The 16,051-nt window shown below is 69.3% G+C and carries 18 protein-coding genes and 1 pseudogene; 10 read left to right on the top strand and 9 right to left on the bottom strand.

Annotated features, from left to right (window positions below):
- Nucleotides 1-141 precede the first annotated feature (141 nt).
- The 5 genes from BM004_RS16640 to BM004_RS16620 are packed head-to-tail and all read left to right on the top strand — an operon-like array spanning nt 142 to nt 5,199.
- The gene (locus tag BM004_RS16640) at nt 142-1,971 is read left to right on the top strand and encodes an ABC transporter permease (RefSeq protein ID WP_093215042.1); all 1,830 of its coding nucleotides are present in this window, start codon (nt 142-144) and stop codon (nt 1,969-1,971) included.
- 12 nt (nt 1,972-1,983) lie between these two features.
- The gene (locus tag BM004_RS16635) at nt 1,984-2,571 is read left to right on the top strand and encodes an OsmC family protein (protein WP_093215040.1); all 588 of its coding nucleotides are present in this window, start codon (nt 1,984-1,986) and stop codon (nt 2,569-2,571) included.
- Nucleotides 2,555-3,412, top strand: a complete 858-nt coding sequence (locus BM004_RS16630) for an ABC transporter ATP-binding protein (RefSeq protein WP_093215038.1) — start codon at nt 2,555-2,557, stop codon at nt 3,410-3,412. The genes BM004_RS16635 and BM004_RS16630 overlap by 17 nt, the downstream gene beginning before the upstream one ends.
- Nucleotides 3,409-4,254: an ABC transporter ATP-binding protein gene (locus tag BM004_RS16625; RefSeq protein WP_256219926.1), complete on the top strand. Its 846-nt coding sequence runs from the start codon at nt 3,409-3,411 to the stop codon at nt 4,252-4,254. The genes BM004_RS16630 and BM004_RS16625 overlap by 4 nt, the downstream gene beginning before the upstream one ends.
- Nucleotides 4,255-4,305: 51 nt before the next feature.
- A complete protein-coding gene (locus BM004_RS16620; RefSeq protein ID WP_093215035.1) occupies nt 4,306-5,199 on the top strand; it encodes a VOC family protein in 894 nt (297 codons plus the stop codon).
- Nucleotides 5,200-5,242: 43 nt separating this feature from the next.
- Here the strand turns inward: BM004_RS16620 and BM004_RS16615 are convergent, their stop codons facing one another.
- Entirely contained in the window at nt 5,243-5,653 is a 411-nt protein-coding gene (locus BM004_RS16615) for a VOC family protein (protein WP_143072670.1), read from the bottom strand.
- Between the two features lie 13 nt (nt 5,654-5,666).
- Between BM004_RS16615 and BM004_RS16610 the strand changes: the two genes are divergently transcribed.
- Nucleotides 5,667-6,404 (top strand): CPBP family intramembrane glutamic endopeptidase, encoded by a 738-nt coding sequence (locus BM004_RS16610; RefSeq protein WP_177206777.1) that lies wholly within the window; start codon nt 5,667-5,669, stop codon nt 6,402-6,404.
- A 158-nt stretch (nt 6,405-6,562) separates the two neighbouring features.
- On the top strand, nt 6,563-6,991 hold the full coding sequence (locus BM004_RS16605) for an RcnB family protein (RefSeq protein WP_093129135.1): 429 nt from the start codon (nt 6,563-6,565) through the stop codon (nt 6,989-6,991).
- A 75-nt stretch (nt 6,992-7,066) separates the two neighbouring features.
- Here BM004_RS16605 and BM004_RS16600 read toward each other — a convergent pair whose 3' ends face one another.
- Nucleotides 7,067-7,330 (bottom strand): hypothetical protein, encoded by a 264-nt coding sequence (locus BM004_RS16600; protein WP_093128753.1) that lies wholly within the window; start codon nt 7,328-7,330, stop codon nt 7,067-7,069.
- A gap of 126 nt (nt 7,331-7,456) precedes the next feature.
- A complete protein-coding gene (locus BM004_RS16595) occupies nt 7,457-8,401 on the bottom strand; it encodes a CysB family HTH-type transcriptional regulator (protein ID WP_093215026.1) in 945 nt (314 codons plus the stop codon).
- Nucleotides 8,402-8,588: 187 nt separating this feature from the next.
- On the opposite strand from BM004_RS16595, the gene BM004_RS16590 reads away from it, so the two are divergent.
- Nucleotides 8,589-9,191, top strand: a complete 603-nt coding sequence (locus tag BM004_RS16590) for a TetR/AcrR family transcriptional regulator (protein WP_093215023.1) — start codon at nt 8,589-8,591, stop codon at nt 9,189-9,191.
- A gap of 199 nt (nt 9,192-9,390) precedes the next feature.
- Nucleotides 9,391-10,314, top strand: coding sequence for an alpha/beta fold hydrolase (locus BM004_RS16585; RefSeq protein ID WP_093128750.1), 924 nt, complete (start codon nt 9,391-9,393; stop codon nt 10,312-10,314).
- A gap of 51 nt (nt 10,315-10,365) precedes the next feature.
- On the opposite strand, the gene minE is transcribed toward BM004_RS16585, so the two are convergent.
- The 5 genes from minE to BM004_RS16560 all read right to left on the bottom strand — a co-directional run bounded on the left by minE (nt 10,366) and on the right by BM004_RS16560 (nt 14,351).
- On the bottom strand, nt 10,366-10,650 hold the full coding sequence (gene minE, locus BM004_RS16580) for a cell division topological specificity factor MinE (RefSeq protein ID WP_093128749.1): 285 nt from the start codon (nt 10,648-10,650) through the stop codon (nt 10,366-10,368).
- 3 nt (nt 10,651-10,653) lie between these two features.
- Nucleotides 10,654-11,469: a septum site-determining protein MinD gene (gene minD, locus BM004_RS16575; RefSeq protein ID WP_093129134.1), complete on the bottom strand. Its 816-nt coding sequence runs from the start codon at nt 11,467-11,469 to the stop codon at nt 10,654-10,656.
- Between the two features lie 63 nt (nt 11,470-11,532).
- Nucleotides 11,533-12,315, bottom strand: a complete 783-nt coding sequence (gene minC, locus BM004_RS16570; protein WP_093128748.1) for a septum site-determining protein MinC — start codon at nt 12,313-12,315, stop codon at nt 11,533-11,535.
- Nucleotides 12,316-12,464: 149 nt separating this feature from the next.
- Nucleotides 12,465-13,748 carry a solute carrier family 23 protein gene (locus tag BM004_RS16565; protein ID WP_093128747.1) on the bottom strand — a complete coding sequence of 428 codons (1,284 nt, stop codon included), beginning with the start codon at nt 13,746-13,748 and terminating at the stop codon, nt 12,465-12,467.
- 180 nt (nt 13,749-13,928) lie between these two features.
- Entirely contained in the window at nt 13,929-14,351 is a 423-nt protein-coding gene (locus tag BM004_RS16560) for a hotdog fold thioesterase (RefSeq protein WP_081267295.1), read from the bottom strand.
- Nucleotides 14,352-14,473: 122 nt separating this feature from the next.
- Between BM004_RS16560 and BM004_RS16555 the strand changes: the two genes are divergently transcribed.
- Entirely contained in the window at nt 14,474-15,838 is a 1,365-nt protein-coding gene (locus BM004_RS16555) for an AsmA family protein (protein ID WP_093128745.1), read from the top strand.
- Here BM004_RS16555 and BM004_RS16550 read toward each other — a convergent pair.
- Nucleotides 15,839-16,051, bottom strand: a pseudogene (locus BM004_RS16550) (tripartite tricarboxylate transporter substrate-binding protein); the annotation flags it as partial. It lies immediately after the preceding gene.

The following is a 16,051-nucleotide window of genomic DNA, read 5'->3' as shown; positions in this document are numbered from 1 at the left end:
TTGTTCCCTCTCCCTCCGGGAGAGGGTCAGGGTGAGGGCCGCGGCCTTCGATGAACCGCTGTCCCGTGCCAAGGCCGCCGTGCCTTCACCCCAACCCTCTCCCAGAGGGAGAGGGAGCCACACGGGGGCAGAGGCAACGCCATGAGCTTCACCTCCTTCTTCGACTACACCGTCAACGGCCTGATCATCGGCAACATCTACGCGTTGCTGGCGGTGGGCCTCGCGTTGATCTTCGGCGTGTCGCACCTCATCAACTTCGCGCACGGCTCGGTGTACACGGTGGGCGCGTACATCGGCTGGGCCAGCATCACCTACTTGCACACGCCGTTGCCCGTGACCATTGCGCTGGTGGTGCTCGGCGCGGGCGCGCTCGGCATGCTGATCGAACGCGTGGGCTTGCGGCCGCTGCAGGGCGCGGCGCGCATCGCGCCGCTGCTGGCGACCATCGGCATCAGCTTCGTGCTCGACATCCTCGTGCAGCTGGTGTTCAGCCCCGACCCGCGCTCGCTGCCCACGCAGCTGCCCGACTGGCGCCTGCAGATCGGCACCGGCACCATCGGCGCGCTCGACCTGCTCATCGCGGGCATCGGCCTGGCGAGCGCGGCCGTGCTGTTCGGCTTCCTGCGTTTCACCAAGCTCGGCTGGGCCGTGCGCGCCACCGCGCAGGACCGCGACGCGGCGCAGCAGATGGGCGTGGACGTCGACCGCGTGAACCAGACGGTGTTCGCCATCGCTGCTGCACTCGGCGGGCTTTCGGGCCTGCTGGTGGGCATGTACTACAACAACATCAGCCCGGCGATGAGCTTCCAGGCCACGCTCAAGGGCGTGGTGGCCACGGTGGTCGGCGGCGTGGGCAGCGTGCCCGGCGCCATCGTCGGCAGCCTGCTGCTGGGGCTGATCGAGAGCTACGGCGTGGCCATCCTCGGCACTCCCTACCGCAACCTGTTCGCCTTCGCGCTGCTGCTGGTCATCCTGGTGTGGAGGCCCGACGGCCTGTTCGGCCGCAAGCGCGCGCTGCCGCCCGAGCCGCTCACCGGCACCTTCATCGCGCCGAGCAAGCCGTGGCGCATTCCGCCGCGCCTGCTGTTCGCGCTGTTCGGCGCGGCCCTCGTGCTGCCGCTGTTCGACCCGTCGCCGTACCTGCTGCAGACGCTCACCAACGCATGGCTCTACGGCGCGCTCGCGCTGAGCCTCACGCTGGTGGCCGGCACCATCGGGCAGATCTCGCTGGGCCACGCGGGGCTGCTGGCCATCGGTGCATACGCCTCCTCGCTGCTGGTGCTCGACCTGCACCTGCCGGTGGGCACGGGCATCGCGCTGGCGGGCATCCTCACGTCGCTGATCGGCACCGCGCTGATCTTTCCGGCCTTCAGGTTGCGCGGCCACTACGTGTCGATTGCCACGCTGGGCATCGGCGAGATCGTGGCGCTCACCATCCTGAATTGGGAGAGCCTCACGCACGGGCCCATCGGCGTGTCGGGCATTCCGCCGCTGTCGCTGTTCGGGCGCGATGCGTCGTCGAACGGCGCCATCTACTGGGCGTCCTTCGCTGCGATGGTGCTGCTGGCCCTGCTGCAGTGGCGCCTGCTGCGCTCGCACCTGGGCCGCACCTTCCGCGCGGTGCGCGAAGACGAGGTGGCCGCGCGCGCCTACGGCGTGAGCCCCGACCGCTACAAGGCGCTGGCCTTCGGCTTCGGCGGTTTCGCGGCCGGCGTGAGCGGTGCCTTCACCGCGCACATGTACTCGTACATCAACCACGAGACCTTCGGCTCGCAGATCTCGATCCTCGCGCTCACGATGGTGATCCTCGGCGGGCTGGGGAACATCAGCGGCGCTCTGCTGGGCGCGGTGGCGCTCGTGAGCCTGCCGGAGCTGTTCCGCGTGACCGCCGAGTACCGCATGCTGATCTACGGCGTGGCGCTGCTGCTTCTCATCCGTTTCCGCCCGCAGGGTCTGCTGGGCACTGTCTGAAAGAACATCACCATGAGCCACCTGAACGACTACCTCGCAGAGAAACGCGCCGCCGTGCTGGCGCGCAATGCCGCCGTCGAGGCGGGCACCGCGCAACCCGTGCAGCTCAAGGCGCACGTGCGCGCCGAAGGCCGCAGCGGCGTGCGCCGCCTGCGCAGCCGCGAGCACCAGGTCATCAGCGACAGCCCGCCGGATTTCGCGGGCTACAACCTCGGGCCCAGTTCGCCCGAGCTGCAGCTGGGTGTGCTCGGCACCTGCGTCACGCACATCTTCCTGATCCAGGCGGCCGAACGGCAGGTGCCGCTCGAAAGCCTCGAGGTGGAGGTGACGGGCCTCATCGATCCGCGCGGCGGCAAGCCGGGCCACGAGCAGACGCCCATCTGGCCGCACGAGATCGGCTACACGGTGCACATCGATTCGCCCGCGAGCCGCGCGGACATCGACGCGCTGTTCGAGGCGGTGGAGCGCAACTGCCCCATCCTCAACCTGCTGCGCAACCCGCAGGCGATTCGCGCCGAGGTGAAGCTGGTCGATTCGAAGGCTCAGGCGACCCGTGCGACCGACGCGACGCTGAAGGCAGGCGATGCCCTCGCTGCTTGAGATCCGCGGCCTGGTGCGCCGCTTCGGCGGGCTCACGGCCGTCAACGCCGTCGACCTGCACGTGGGCGAAGGCGAACTGCTCAGCGTGATCGGGCCGAACGGCGCGGGCAAGACCACGCTGTTCAACCTGGTCACCGGCCTGGACCGGCCCGACGCAGGGCAGGTGCTGTTCGACGGACAGGACATCACCGGCCTGCCGGCGCAGCAGCTCGCGCAGCGCGGCCTGGCGCGCACCTTCCAGCATGGGCGCGTGTTCGCCAACCTCTCGGTGCTCGACAACGTGCTGGTCGGTGCGCACACGCGGCTGCGCGCCGTGAAACCGCGCGTGGGCGGCGTGCCGGGGCTGGGCGCGTTGGCCGAGCTGGCACTGGCGCTGGTGCAGCCCGACGCGGTGCGCCGCGAGGAGCAGGCGCTGCGCGAAGAGGCGCGCGCCATCGTCGCGCTCTTCGGCGAACGCCTGGCACCGCGCATCGACCACCCGGCCTACAGCCTGTCGTACGCCAACCGCCGCCGGGTGGAGATCGCGCGCGCACTGGCGCTCAGGCCGCGGCTGCTGCTGCTGGACGAGCCCACCGCCGGCATGAACGAGAGCGAGACGGCGCAGATGCTGGAGATCATTCGCGGCCTGAAGGCGCGCGGCCAGACCATCCTGCTGATCGAGCACAAGCTCGACCTCGTGATGCAGCTGTCCGACCGCGTGGCCGTGCTCGACGACGGCCGCAAGATTGCCGAAGGCCTGCCCGGCGAGGTGCGCAACGACCCGGCCGTGATCGAGGCGTACCTGGGGCATCGGCATGTGGGCGCTGCCGAGGCGCGAACGCCAGAGGCGGTGGCCGCATGATCGCCACCGTTGCGCGCACGGGCCTTTCGCCTTCGTCCCTCTGGGCAGAGGGGCGCGGCGAGGACCTGCCCGGACGCACCGCGGCACCTGCGTCGAACCAGGCTGCCAAGCCGCTGCTCGAACTCAAGAAGATCAACAGCTTTTACGGCCCCGTGCAGGCCCACTTCGACCTCGACATCGAGGTGCGCAAGGGCCAGATCGTCAGCCTGCTCGGCGGCAACGCGAGCGGCAAGTCGACCACCATGAAGATCGTGCTGGGGCTGCTGAAGCCGCGCTCGGGCGAAGTGAACTTCAACGGTGCATCGACGCTCGGCCTGAGCACGCCGCAGATCATCCGCAAGGGCATCGGCTCGGTGCCCGAGGCACGCCGCCTGTTCCCCACGATGAGCGTGCGCGAGAACCTGCTGATGGGCGCCTATGCGCGCAGCGACCGCAAGGCCGTGGCCGAAGACCTCGAGCGCATGCTGGAACTGTTCCCGCGCGTGGCCGAGCGCATCGAGTTCCAGGCCGGCACGCTGTCGGGCGGCGAGCAGCAGATGGTGGCCATGGCGCGCGCGCTCATGGGCCGTCCGCAACTCATCTGCATGGACGAGCCGACCATGGGCCTGTCGCCGCTGTACGTCGACAAGGTGCTGGAGCTCATCGCGCGCATCAACGCGCAGGGCGTGTCGGTCTTCATGGTCGAGCAGAACGCGAGCCTGGCGCTGCAGATCGCGCACCACGGCTACGTGCTGCAGACAGGGCGCATCGTGCTTTCGGGCCCGGCGCGCGAGTTGCTGGCCGACGCGCGCATCCGCGACGCGTACCTGGGCGGCGACGGCGCGGCGCGCACCGCCTCCTGATCCAACAGCATCGACAACATCGAAAACAGCCATCCACAGGGAGAAAGCCACATGGCATTGAAACTCGACCACATCGTGATCGCGGTGCACGACCTCGAACGCAGCGTTGCCGACTACGGCGCGCTCGGCTTCCACGTGGTGCGCGGCGGCGACCATCCGGGCCGCGCCACGCACAACGCGCTGGTGGTGTTCGGCGACGGCAGCTACTTCGAGCTGATCGCATGGCGCGAGCCGTCGCCGGCCGAACGCTGGTGGCAGCTGCTGCACAAGCACGGCGAAGGCATCGTCGACTTCGCGCTGCTGCCGCGCGACACCGCCGCCACGGTGGCCGACGCGAAGGCGCGCGGCCTCGCGCTCGAAGGCCCGCTCGACGGCGGGCGCGTGCGGCCCGACGGCGAACGCCTGCGCTGGCAGACCGCGCGCGCGCCGTCGGCCGACCTGCCTTTTCTTTGCGGCGACCTCACGCCGCGCGCCCTGCGCGTGCCCGAAGGCGATGTGCGCGTGCATGCGAACGGCGCGCTCGGCGTGGCGAGCCTGGCCATCGCCGTGCGCGACCTCGATGCGACGCTGGCGCGCTACCGGGCGTTGCTCGGCACGGTGTCCGACGTCGATGCCGACACGCACATCGGCGAGCCCGTGGCGGTGCCCGGCAGCAACGTGCGCGTGGCGGTCATCGTGCTGGGCGGCAGCGTGCTGGTGCTGTCGTCACCGCGCGAGAACATTGCGCAAGGGGAGGGCGCCGATACCCTCGCGCAACGCATCGCCGCGCGGGGCGAAGGGCCGTACGCGCTCGTGCTGCACACCGACATGCCGCACGCCACCGGCACCTTCGACCTGGCGCGCGCGCACGGCGCGCTGATCGAACTCGACCTGCCGCCGCCGGTGCGCGACGGGGCGCATGCCCACCCGCGCGGCTACCAGGCGGACACCACGGTGGGCGGTTGAGCCGAGCGGCGGCCTGACGGCTGGTGTTCAGGCTGCGCGATATTCAGGCTGCGCGTGCGCGCAGCTGGAACACATTGCCCTCGGGGTCGTGCCCGTCGCAGTGCACGTACCCGTTGAACGCCCACTCGCGCTCGGCCGGCTTCAGCGCACCGCCGGCTTCCACGGCGCGCAGGCGCGCGGCCGACAGGCTGGCCACCGGGAAGATGAACTTCAGCGCGGTGTTCTCGCGCGGCACCGGCGGCTGCGCGATGTGCACCGCGGCCGCGACGGCGGGATTCATCGCGACAATGAAGAGCTGCAACGCCGGCGACTCGAGACCGGCGTGGTCGGCCTCCTCGTGCGTGAGTGCAAGGTCCGCGACACGCGCATAGAACGCGCTCACGCGCGACACGTCCTTCGCATGGATGACGGCCGCTGCTGCCGGTGCTGCTGCCCCTGTTCCCGTTTCGGTCATGTGCGTTCTCTCGATGGCTTCTTCTTCACTGCTGCTCGGCTACCTCGTTTCCATTCTGCCTGCCGGCCTGCTCGCGCTGGTGGCGCTGCTGGCCATTCCGCGGGCGCTGGCGGATGCGCGCGTGGCGGTGCACATCCTGTTCTTCATCTTCGCGCGCGATGCGATGAGCCCGGCGGGCTTCTGGCAGCTGGGCGCCGGGTCGATGCGGCTCACGGCGCCGGTGCCGGTGCTGCTCGCGCTGGCCGGCATGTCGGCCGCGCTGTTCGTGGGCGTTGCGTGGCTCGAGCGCGTGACGTGGTGGGAGGGGTGGAACGGGTGGAAGGGCGTGCGGCCCGTGCCTTCGCTGCTCTGGGGCGTGGCAGGCGCGATGGCCATCAGCGTGGTGGCTGCGGCACTGAAGGCGGCTGCGGGGCTGCCGTCGCTGCCCGCGCCGGACACGGCGTTGGTCGTGCCGCTGCTCGTCTTCGCGTTGCTGGGCAACGCGTATGAAGAGTTGCTGTTTCGCGGCATGCTGCAGCAGCGCCTGATGGCGCACATGCCGGCGGCGCGCGCGGTGGTCGTGTCGGGCGCGCTGTTCAGCCTGTGCCATGCATGGCTTGCGCTGATCGTCACGCGCGCGGGGCTGCCGGTGCTGGTCTTCACGCTCGTCGAGGGCCTGGTGGCGGGCCTCGTGTACCGGCGCGCAGGCCTGCTGGCCGCCACGCTGGCGCATGGCCTGGCCATCTTCGTGCTGGGCAGCGGCGCCTATTGAGCGCCGGCAAGTGCATCGGCCCGAACGCGCTTGAAGGACAAGACCTCGCGCGGATACCAGCGCTTACCTGATTTCACCCGGCCGCGACCTGTTGTGCCCGAAGCGGACACAAGGCCGGCCCACAATGGACTCGTCATCAACGCATGAAGGAGTTCCAGATGAACACCAACTCGAAGAGCATGGCCGTGGCCGCCGCGGCACTCGCGATGTGCATGGCCGCAGGGAGCGCCTTTGCACAAGACCGCCGCTTCGACGGCCGCCCAGGCCCCGGCGATGGACGAGATGGCCGCTACGAGCAACGCGACCGCAATTTCGATCACCGTGGCCCGCCGGGCTACCGTGGCAACCAGGACTTCCGCGACGGCCGCCAGTTCGATCGCCGCGGCTTCCCGCAACCGCACGCCGAATGGCGCCGTGGCGGGCGCGTGCCGCCGGAGTACCGTGGCCGCAACTACGTGGTGGAAGACTGGCGTGCGCAGCGCCTGCAGCAGCCGCCGCGCGGCTACCAGTGGGTGGGCGTGGGCGGGGACTTCGTGCTCGCGGCCATTGCCACCGGCCTGATCGCGAACATCATCGCCGGCCAGTAAGCAACGCAGGGCCTGCGGGCCCTGTTCGCATGATCGACCGCCGCGGGCCGCAAGGCTGGCGGCGGTTTCGTTTTTTCAGGCCAGCGCGGTGGGAATCGACTGGGCGCAGACGTTGCGGCCCGTGATGGTCAGGCGCAGACCGCCGCCGTGCCACTCGAGCCAGTTGAGGCTCACATACGCGTCGATGTCGGCGTCGTCGATGCGGTCGGCCTGGCGGCTCTGCAGCAGTTCCACCGTGGCGGGGAGGGCCCGTCTCAGGCGTTCCCGACGCTCCGCCGCATCGGCCGCCTTGAGGGCGGCCCTTGTTTGCTGTTGCTGCTGCTGCGGGGTCGATGCCATTGCTGATCCGTTCCAGGAAGCCAGGGAATTAACCCGAATGTACGCCGCCTGTGTGAAGCTGCATTCTTCTTTTTTAACCTTTCTGTCGTCCGCAGTACACACCCCGCATCCGCCGCTGGACAGGCTCTAGATTTCGTAGTGCGAGGCCTTGGCCTCGTCGCCCAGGGCTTTTTCGACCACCGCCCGGGTCAGCGTGGGGGCGAACGATTCGATGAAGGCGTAGACGTACTTGCGCAGGTAGATGCCGCGGCGCACCGCGAGCTTGGTGAGGTTGATGCCGAACAGGCGCCCCGCATCCAGCGCACGCAGCTGCGTGTCGCGCTCGGCCTCGTAGGCCACGCCGGCGACGATGCCCACGCCCAGGCCCAGCTGCACGTAGGTCTTGATCACGTCGGCATCCATCGCGGCCAGCACGATGTTGGGCTGCAGGCCGCGCTGCGCGAAGGCCTCGTCGATGCGCGAGCGCCCGGTGAAGCCCGTGTCGTAGGTGATGAGCGGATAGCGCGTGAGCGCATCGAGCGTGAGCGGCGCGTCCAGCAGCGGATGCCCTGGCGGCACGATCACCGAATGCGTCCAGCGGTAGCAGGGCAGGGCCACCAGCTGCGGGTAGTCGCCCAGGGCCTCGGTGGCGATGCCCACGTCGGCCTCGCCGTCGAGCAGCATCTGCGCGATCTGCTTGGGCGAGCCCTGGTGCAGGTGCAGCTTCACGTTGGGAAACTGCGTGCGGAATTCCTGCACCGCCACCGGCATCGCATAGCGCGCCTGCGAGTGCGTGGCCGCCACCGACAGCAAGCCGCTTTGCTGCGCGACGAACTCCTGGCCCGCGTGCTTGAGGTTGCTGCTCTCCATCAGCATGCGCTCGATGATCGGCAGCACATGGCCGCCCGGCTCGGTGAGCCCGGTGAGCCGCTTGCCGGCACGCACGAAGAGCTCGATGCCGAGCTCTTCCTCGAGTTCGCGGATCTGCCGGCTCACGCCGGGCTGCGAGGTGTGAAGGGTGTGGGCGACTTCGGTCAGGTTGAAGCCGCAACGAACGGCCTCGCGTACCGAGCGCAGTTGTTGGAAGTTCATCTGCCGCGGAGGTGAGTCAGGAGAGTCGGGGCCCCGGTCGGGACCGAGGGGCGATTCTCTGCACAAGTGCTTATTCGGGGAACGATGCGTTTGTTGGTTTCACATGAGCAAAACATCTTTGAGGCCATTCCAGCCACCATGGGAGCTCCGATTTGATATTTCGCACGCATGTGCTAAAGTCTGCCGCATGGACGCCAAGACCCAGAAAAGCGAACTCACCCGTGCCGCCATCGTCGGCGCGGCAATGAGCCTTGCGCTGGCCGAAGGCCTGGAAGCGATCACGCTGCAGGCCGTGGCCAGCCGGCTGGGCCTGTCCAAGAGCGGCGTGTTCTCGCGCGTGGGCTCGCGCGAGGCGCTGCAGAAGGCGGTCATCGAGGAGTACGGCCGCGGCTTCCTGGCCGACGTGTTCGTGCCCGCCATGCAGAAGCCCAAGGGCCTGCCGCGGCTCAACGAGATCGTGTCGCGCTGGATCGCCCGCACGCGCGACGTCGAGATGCACACCGGCTGCCTCTACATGGCCGGCGCCTTCGAGTTCGACGACCGCGAGGGCGAGCTGCGCGACGTGCTGTTCGAGGAGGTCACGCGCTGGCGCGCCGCACTGCGCCGCACCGTGCTGCTGGCCGTCGAGAGCGGCGAGCTCAAGGCCGACACCGACCCCGCGCAGCTGGTGAGCGAACTCAACGGCGCGATGATGGCCCAGCTGCACGACGCGCGCTTCCTGCGCGACCCGCAGGCGGCCGACCGGGCCGCGCAGACCTGGCAGCGGCTGCTTTCCAGCTACCTCGCCTGATGCAAGAAGCAGGCGGAACCCCCACGCCTTCATTTGCCAATATTTCGCACACTCGTGCGATAAAAAGGAGAAGCACCATGCTGATCATTGCCCTCTTTCTTGCCGTCTACGCGGCCGTCCTCGGTGTGCGGGGCGTGCGCGACACGCTGCGCAGCCTGCCCCGCAGCAACCGGGACTGGGTCTGGTACTGAGGCACGCCATGACAAGCAGTTCCCCATCGGCCGCGGGCCACGCCGCGCAATCGAACTACTACCGCCCGAGCCGGCTGCTGCGCGCGCTGCGCTTCGGCCTGACCACCTCGCAGCGCCTGTGGCCCGCGCTGGGCGTGCGCGCCGCCTACCGCCTGTTCGGCACGCCGCTGCCGCCCAAGTGGCTCTACCGCGGCCAGGGGCCCGGCGCCGAATGGCGGCGCGAGGGCTGGGCCTTCGAGGATGCGAGCGTGGGCATCTACCACCTGGCCGCGCAGGACTCCGGTGCGGAGTCGGCGCCGGTGGTGCTGCTGGTGCACGGCTGGGGCGGGCATGCGGGGCAGATGCTGCCGCTGGCGCAGGCCGTGGCCGACGCGGGCCTGCGGCCGGTGCTGCTCGAGCTGCCGGCCCACGGGCGCAGCGCGGGCACCATGAGCAACTCGGCGCAGTTCGCGCGCGCCATCGCGTACGTGGCGGCGCGGCTCGCGGCCGACGGCCATGCGCTGCATGCGGCCGTCGCGCATTCGCTGGGCGCCAACGGCCTGGCCCTGGCGGCCGCGCGGGGCCTGCCGGCCGAACGCCTGGTGCTGCTGGCGCCGCCGGCCTCGCCGCGGGAGTACACGCGCTACTTCGCGCACACCTTCGGCCTGAGCGAGGCCACGCGGCTGGCGATGCAGCGCCGGTTCGAGGGTCGTGAAGGCGTGCTGATGCCGCAGCTGGAGCCGGCAGCGGTGGGCCCGCGCATTGCGCAGCCCACGCTGGTCGTGCACGACCGGGACGACCGCGTGAACCGCTTCGCGGATGCCGAGGCCTACCGCGACGCGATCCGGGGTGCGCGGCTGGTCGCCACGCAGGGGCTGGGGCACCGCCGCATCCTCAAGGCGCAGGAGGTGCTGGACGCGGTGCTGCGCTTCCTTGCGGGGCCCGTGCGCTGAGACCCGTGGAGCCCGCGCAGCTTGTTGAACCCGCTGAACCCGCGGAACGGGTCAGCGCGCCGCGGCGGGCGTGGGCGTCGGGTCGGGCAGCTCGATCTTGATGTCGAGCACTTCGAGGTTGTCCTGGGTCTCCAGGTGCACCTTGATGTCGTCCGCGTTGATCGACACGTACTTGGAAATCACCGCCACCAGCTCGCGCTGGAGTTCGGGCAGGTAGTCGGGCCGGCGCTTGCCGCTGAGGCTGGAGCGCTCGTGCGCGAGGATGATCTGCAGCCGCTCTTTCGCGACGCTGGCAGTCTTCTTCTTTTCGCCCAGCAGGAACGAGAGAAAGGACATGGCCTACTTGCCTCCGAAAATCCGCTTGAAGAAGCCCGGCTTCTCGGCGTCGACGAAGCGCATGGGCTTGTCCTCGCCAAGGAAGCGCGCCACCACGTCGCTGTAGGCCTGCGCCACGTCGGTTTCCTTGTCGTGGATCGCCGGCACGCCCTGGTTGGAAGCGTGCAGCACGCTTTCCGACTCGGGGATCACGCCGATCAGCTTGATGCGCAGGATGTCCTGGATGTCCTCCAGCGACAGCATCTGCCCGCCCGCCACCCGGTTCGGGTTGTAACGGGTGATCAGCAGGTGCTCCTTGATGGGCTCGTTGCCTTCCTTGGCGCGCTTGGTCTTGCTGCTGAGCATGCCCAGGATGCGGTCCGAGTCGCGCACCGAAGACACTTCGGGGTTGGTGACGATCAGCGCCTCGTCGGCGAAATACATCGCCATCATGGCGCCGGTCTCGATGCCCGCGGGCGAGTCGCAGATGATGTATTCGAAGTCCATCGCGGCGAGGTCGGACAGGATCTTCTCGACGCCCTCCTGCGTGAGCGCTTCCTTGTCGCGCGTCTGCGAGGCGGCCAGCACGAACAGGTTGTCGCACTGCTTGTCCTTGATGAGGGCCTGGCTCAGGTTGGCTTCACCCTGGATGACGTTGATCAGGTCGTACACCACGCGGCGTTCGCAGCCCATGATCAGGTCCAGGTTGCGCAGGCCCACGTCGAAGTCGATCACGGCCGTCTTCTTGCCGGCGAGCGCAAGGCCCGAGGCGAAGCTGGCGCTCGTGGTCGTCTTGCCGACGCCGCCCTTGCCCGAAGTCACCACCACAATTTTGGCCATGGCCATTCCTTCTTGTTTCGATTCAGTTGTTGGTTGTCAGGGTCGCCGCGATCCGAGCGGGGCTCAGGGGATCGGGTCGATCGCTAGTTTCTTGCCGTCCAGGCGCACTTGCGCCGATTTTCCCAGCACCGTGTCGGGCAGCGGCACCTCGTTCGTGCGATAGATGCCGGCAATGGCCACCAGCTGCGCTTCCATGCAGGTCGAGAAGATCCGCGCCTCGGTGTTGCCGCGCGCGCCGGCAATGGCCTTGCCGCGCAGCGGTGCGTACACGTGCACGTTGCCGTCGGCGATGACCTCGGCGCCGAAGCTCACCACGGCCGTCACCACCACGTCGCCGCCGCGGGCGTAGACCTGCTGGCCCGAGCGCAGCGGCTTGTCGATCAGCAGCGTGCCGTTGGCCGGCACCGGCACTTCGCGCACGATCTGCGGGGCTTCCGACACCGGGGCTTCGGCCGGCGGTGCCGGCGCGCGCGGGGCGGGAGAGGCCGGCATGGCGGACACCGAGAGGCCGGCGGCACGTGCCGCGGCGTTCTGGGCGGCGTTGCCGCCGCGCACCGCGATGGGTTGGGTCTGGTGGCGCGCCAGCAGGCTGCGCAGGGCGGCAAAGTCGATGTCGCCGGTGTGGGCGTGGGCGGCTTCGCCTTCGCCCGGTGCGTCCTGCAGCAGGGAGAGGTCGATCACCACCGGTTCCTGCTCGAAGAAATCGGGTGAATCCGCCAGCTGGGCGTCGAGCGCCTCGGCCAGCACGTCCAGGTCGGACGTCTTGAGGATCACTGCGATCAGCGGCAGCGTGGCGCTCTTGAATTCGAAAACCGCCTTGGTGCGCGCGGCGGAGACATCGGCCATTGGAAAGCGTCGGAAAACGTCGGTGCGAAAAGCGTTGGAGTCTAACGGGCGCGGGCCAAAGCCCGGTGACCGGGCCCCGCCTGGAGCACCCCGGACAACACTTCTTTCATGAGGTTGCACTTTTTCCGGGGTGCCGCGCGGCGCCTGCGTCAGTTCTTCGAGCGACCGAGCAGCGCGTACAGAATGATCGCGCCGAAGGTGGCGGTACCGATGCCGCCGAGCGCGAAGTCGCCGAACTTCAGCGTGAAGTCGCCCGTGCCGATGATCAGCGTGATGGCCGCCACGATCAGGTTCTTGTTCTGCGAGAAGTCGACCTTGTTGTCGACCCAGATCTTGGCGCCGGCAATGGCGATCAGGCCGAACACCACGATGCTCACGCCGCCCATCACCGGCAGCGGGATCGCCTGGATCAGCGCGCCGAACTTGGGGCTGAAGCCCAGCACCAGCGCAATCACCGCCGCCACCACGAACACCGCGGTGGAGTAGATGCGCGTGGCGGCCATCACGCCGATGTTCTCGGCGTAGGTGGTCACGCCGGTGCCGCCCGCGGCGCCGCTCACCACCGTGGCAATGCCGTCGCCGATGAAGGCGCGGCCCATGTAGGCGTCGAGGTTGCGGCCGGTCATGGCCGTCACGGCCTTCAGGTGGCCCAGGTTTTCCGCCACCAGGATGATGGCCACCGGGGCGATCAGCAGCATCGCGTTGGCCGTGAACACCGGCGCGGTGAAGGTCGGCAGGCCGACCCAGTCCGCGTTGGCGATGCCGCTCAGGTCGACCGGCTTGCCCATGCCCAGGCCGTTGGTCAGCACCGCGTAGACGACGGTGGCCAGGATCAGCCCGACCAAGATGAGCAGGCGTTGCAGCATGCCGCGCGCGAACACCGCCACCAGGCCCACGCACAGGAAGGTCACGGCCTGCATCCACGAGTCGAAGTTGCTCGCCGCCATGTTCTTGATGGGCACGCTCGCCAGGTTGAGCCCGATGACGGCCACCACCGCGCCCGTGACCACGGGCGGCATGAAGCGCTCGATCCAGCCGGTGCCGATGGCCTGCACCAGCGCGCCGATCAGGATGTACACCACCCCGCAGGCCACGATGCCGCCCAGCGCCACCGCGATGTTGGCGTTGGGGCCCTTGCCCGCGTAGCCGCTGGCCGCGATCACCACGCCGATGAAGGCGAAGCTCGAGCCCAGGTAGCTGGGCACCTTGCCGCCGGTGATGAAATAGAAGATGAGCGTGCCGATGCCGCTCATCAGGATCGCGATGTTGGGGCTGAAGCCCATCAGGATCGGCGCCAGCACCGTGGCGCCGAACATGGCGATCACGTGCTGCACGCCCATGGCGCCGGTCTGCAGCCAGGGCAGCCGCTCGTCGGGCGCAATGACCGCGCCGTTGGCCAGCGCGGACGCGGGCCGTTCAGTCCAGTTGAACATTCTTCTTTCTCCTCTTGTTGGTGGTGTGTGCTCGGTGGCCAGGACGCCCTGGCTTTCCCGGGGCGTGATTGTGGGTGATGAACACCCGGCTGAACACCGGCACGCACCCTGTGCGGCGGAGAAAGAAGAGGCGCGCAGGACGCGCAGAGGACGCGCGAAAGCGGCGTCCCCGGCGGGCGTTCAGCGCGGCTGCAGCACCGCCATCGTGATGCGCGACACGCAGGTCAGCTCGCCGGCCTCGTTGGTCAGGTCGATCTGCCAGACCTGCGTGGTGCGCCCGCGGTGCACCGGCCGCGCCGTGCCGATCACCCAGCCGCTGGTGACCGAGCGGATGTGGTTGGCGTTGATGTCCAGGCCCACGGCGCGGTCGCCCTCGGGCGCCGAGTAGTGGGCGCCGCACGAACCCAGCGTCTCGGCCAGCACCACCGACACGCCGCCGTGCAGGATGCCGTAGGGCTGGCGGGTGCGCTCGTCGACCGGGCAGCGGGCGCGGATGAAGTCGTCGCCCACCTCCAGGAACTCCATGCCCAGCGTGGAGACGGCGGTGCCGACGTGGTTGCGGGTGAGCTCCTCGACGGAGATTTCTTTTTTCCAGATACGCATTCGGCTTCTTTCGGGTTCGGCCGGCAGGCCCTCGCTCGGGCTGCAGCAGGCGCATGAAGGTGGCAAAACTATAGCGACGGCGGCTGACAGGCGCAGTCGCCTTTGCGTGTTAACTTGAATCGATGAAGCACCCCGTCCGCCGCTGGCTCATCGGCATCGCCGCCGTCCTGGTGCTGGGCGTGGGCGCATTGGTGCTGGTGGTGCGCTCCAAGCTGCCCACCGACGACGAGGTGGCCGCGAAGATCGCCGAGGGTTTCGAGCAGCGCTTCGGCGTGGCGCTGAAGGTGGGCAGCGCCCACTGGGCGCTGTTGCCCACCCCGATGCTGGTGCTGTCCGACATCGCCACCGACCAGCCCCGGCCCATCACCCTGAAGCGCGTCAGCCTGCAGCTGCAGCTGGCACCCCTGCTGCAGCGCGTCATTGCGCTGGACGAAATCGAGGTCGAAAGCCTGGTGCTGCCGCGCGCCTCCGTACGGGCGTTCCGCGGCAAGGGCCCGAAACCGAAGGAGGGCGCCCAGGCGGTCGCGCTGCCCGCGCCGTGGACATTGGCGGCCGTGCCGCTGGAGCGCGTGCGCTGGCGCGACGTGGTCTGGATCGACCGGCGCGACATTCCGCTGGCCTACGACGGCGACCTCGCCTTCGACCCGCAGTGGCGCCCGCGCCAGCTGCGCATCGAACGCGCGGGCATGGCGCCGTCCGCGCCGCCCGCGCGCCTGCGGCTGGACCGCCAGCCCGGCCAGGACCGCTGGCGCACCCGCATCGACGCGGGCGGCGGCACGTGGAACGGCGTCACCCGGCTGGAGACGCTGCCCAACGGCAGGCTGCGCGTGTCGGCCGAACTGGAGCCGCGCCTGATCGACATCGAAAGCCTGGTGCAGGCCTTCGACCGCCGCACCTCGCTGGCCGGCAAGGTGTCCGGCCAGACCACGCTCACGGCCGAGGCCGACACCGCCGAAGACCTGGGCGCGCTGCTGCGCAGCCTGCACACCCGCACCGCCTTCACCGTGCAGCCCGCCACGCTCACCAAGCTCGACGTGGCCAAGGCCGTGACCACCGCCGGCATCAGCCGGGGCGGCCGCACGCAGCTCGAGCAGCTCACCGGCACGCTGGACACCCAGGGCACCGAAGACGGCGTGGTGATGCAGTACACCAACCTCAAGGCGCGTTCCGGCGTGCTCACCGCCAGCGGCAACCTGAAGCTGTTCAACCGCAAGCTCGACGGCGAGATCGCGGTCGACCTGGTCGACGGCGTGGTCGGCGTGCCGCTGAAGATCGGCGGCACCGTGAGCGACCCCGAGCTGTCGCTCACCGGCGGCGCTCTCACCGGCGCGGCCATCGGCAGCGCGGTGCTGCCGGGCGTGGGCACGGCCATCGGGGCGCGGGTGGGGCAGCAGGTGGAGAAGATGTTCGGCGGGAGCGAGGCAACGAAGAAGGCTGAAAAGAAGGCCGCGCCCCGACATCCGGCGCCGGCCGCGCCGCGGCACTGATCAGTCCAGCGTCGCGCCCGAGAGCTTCACGAGCTTCTGGTGCTTTGCCAGCTCGGCCTGGAAGAAGGCGGGCGCGGCGTCCGGTCCCTTGTCGAGCACGGTGAGCCCTTGCCCGGCGATGGCGGTCTTCGCCTCGGGCGAAGCCATCGCGGCCTTGATGGCGGCGTGGTAGCTCTCCACCATCGGGCTGGGCAGGCCCGCCGGCCCGACCAG

The organism is Variovorax sp. OK212 (genome assembly GCF_900112425.1).
In the GTDB taxonomy this organism is placed as follows: Bacteria; Pseudomonadota; Gammaproteobacteria; order Burkholderiales; family Burkholderiaceae_C; genus Variovorax.
Note: the sequence above shows the minus strand (reverse complement) of the source record. Positions and strands in the feature narration are given on the sequence as shown.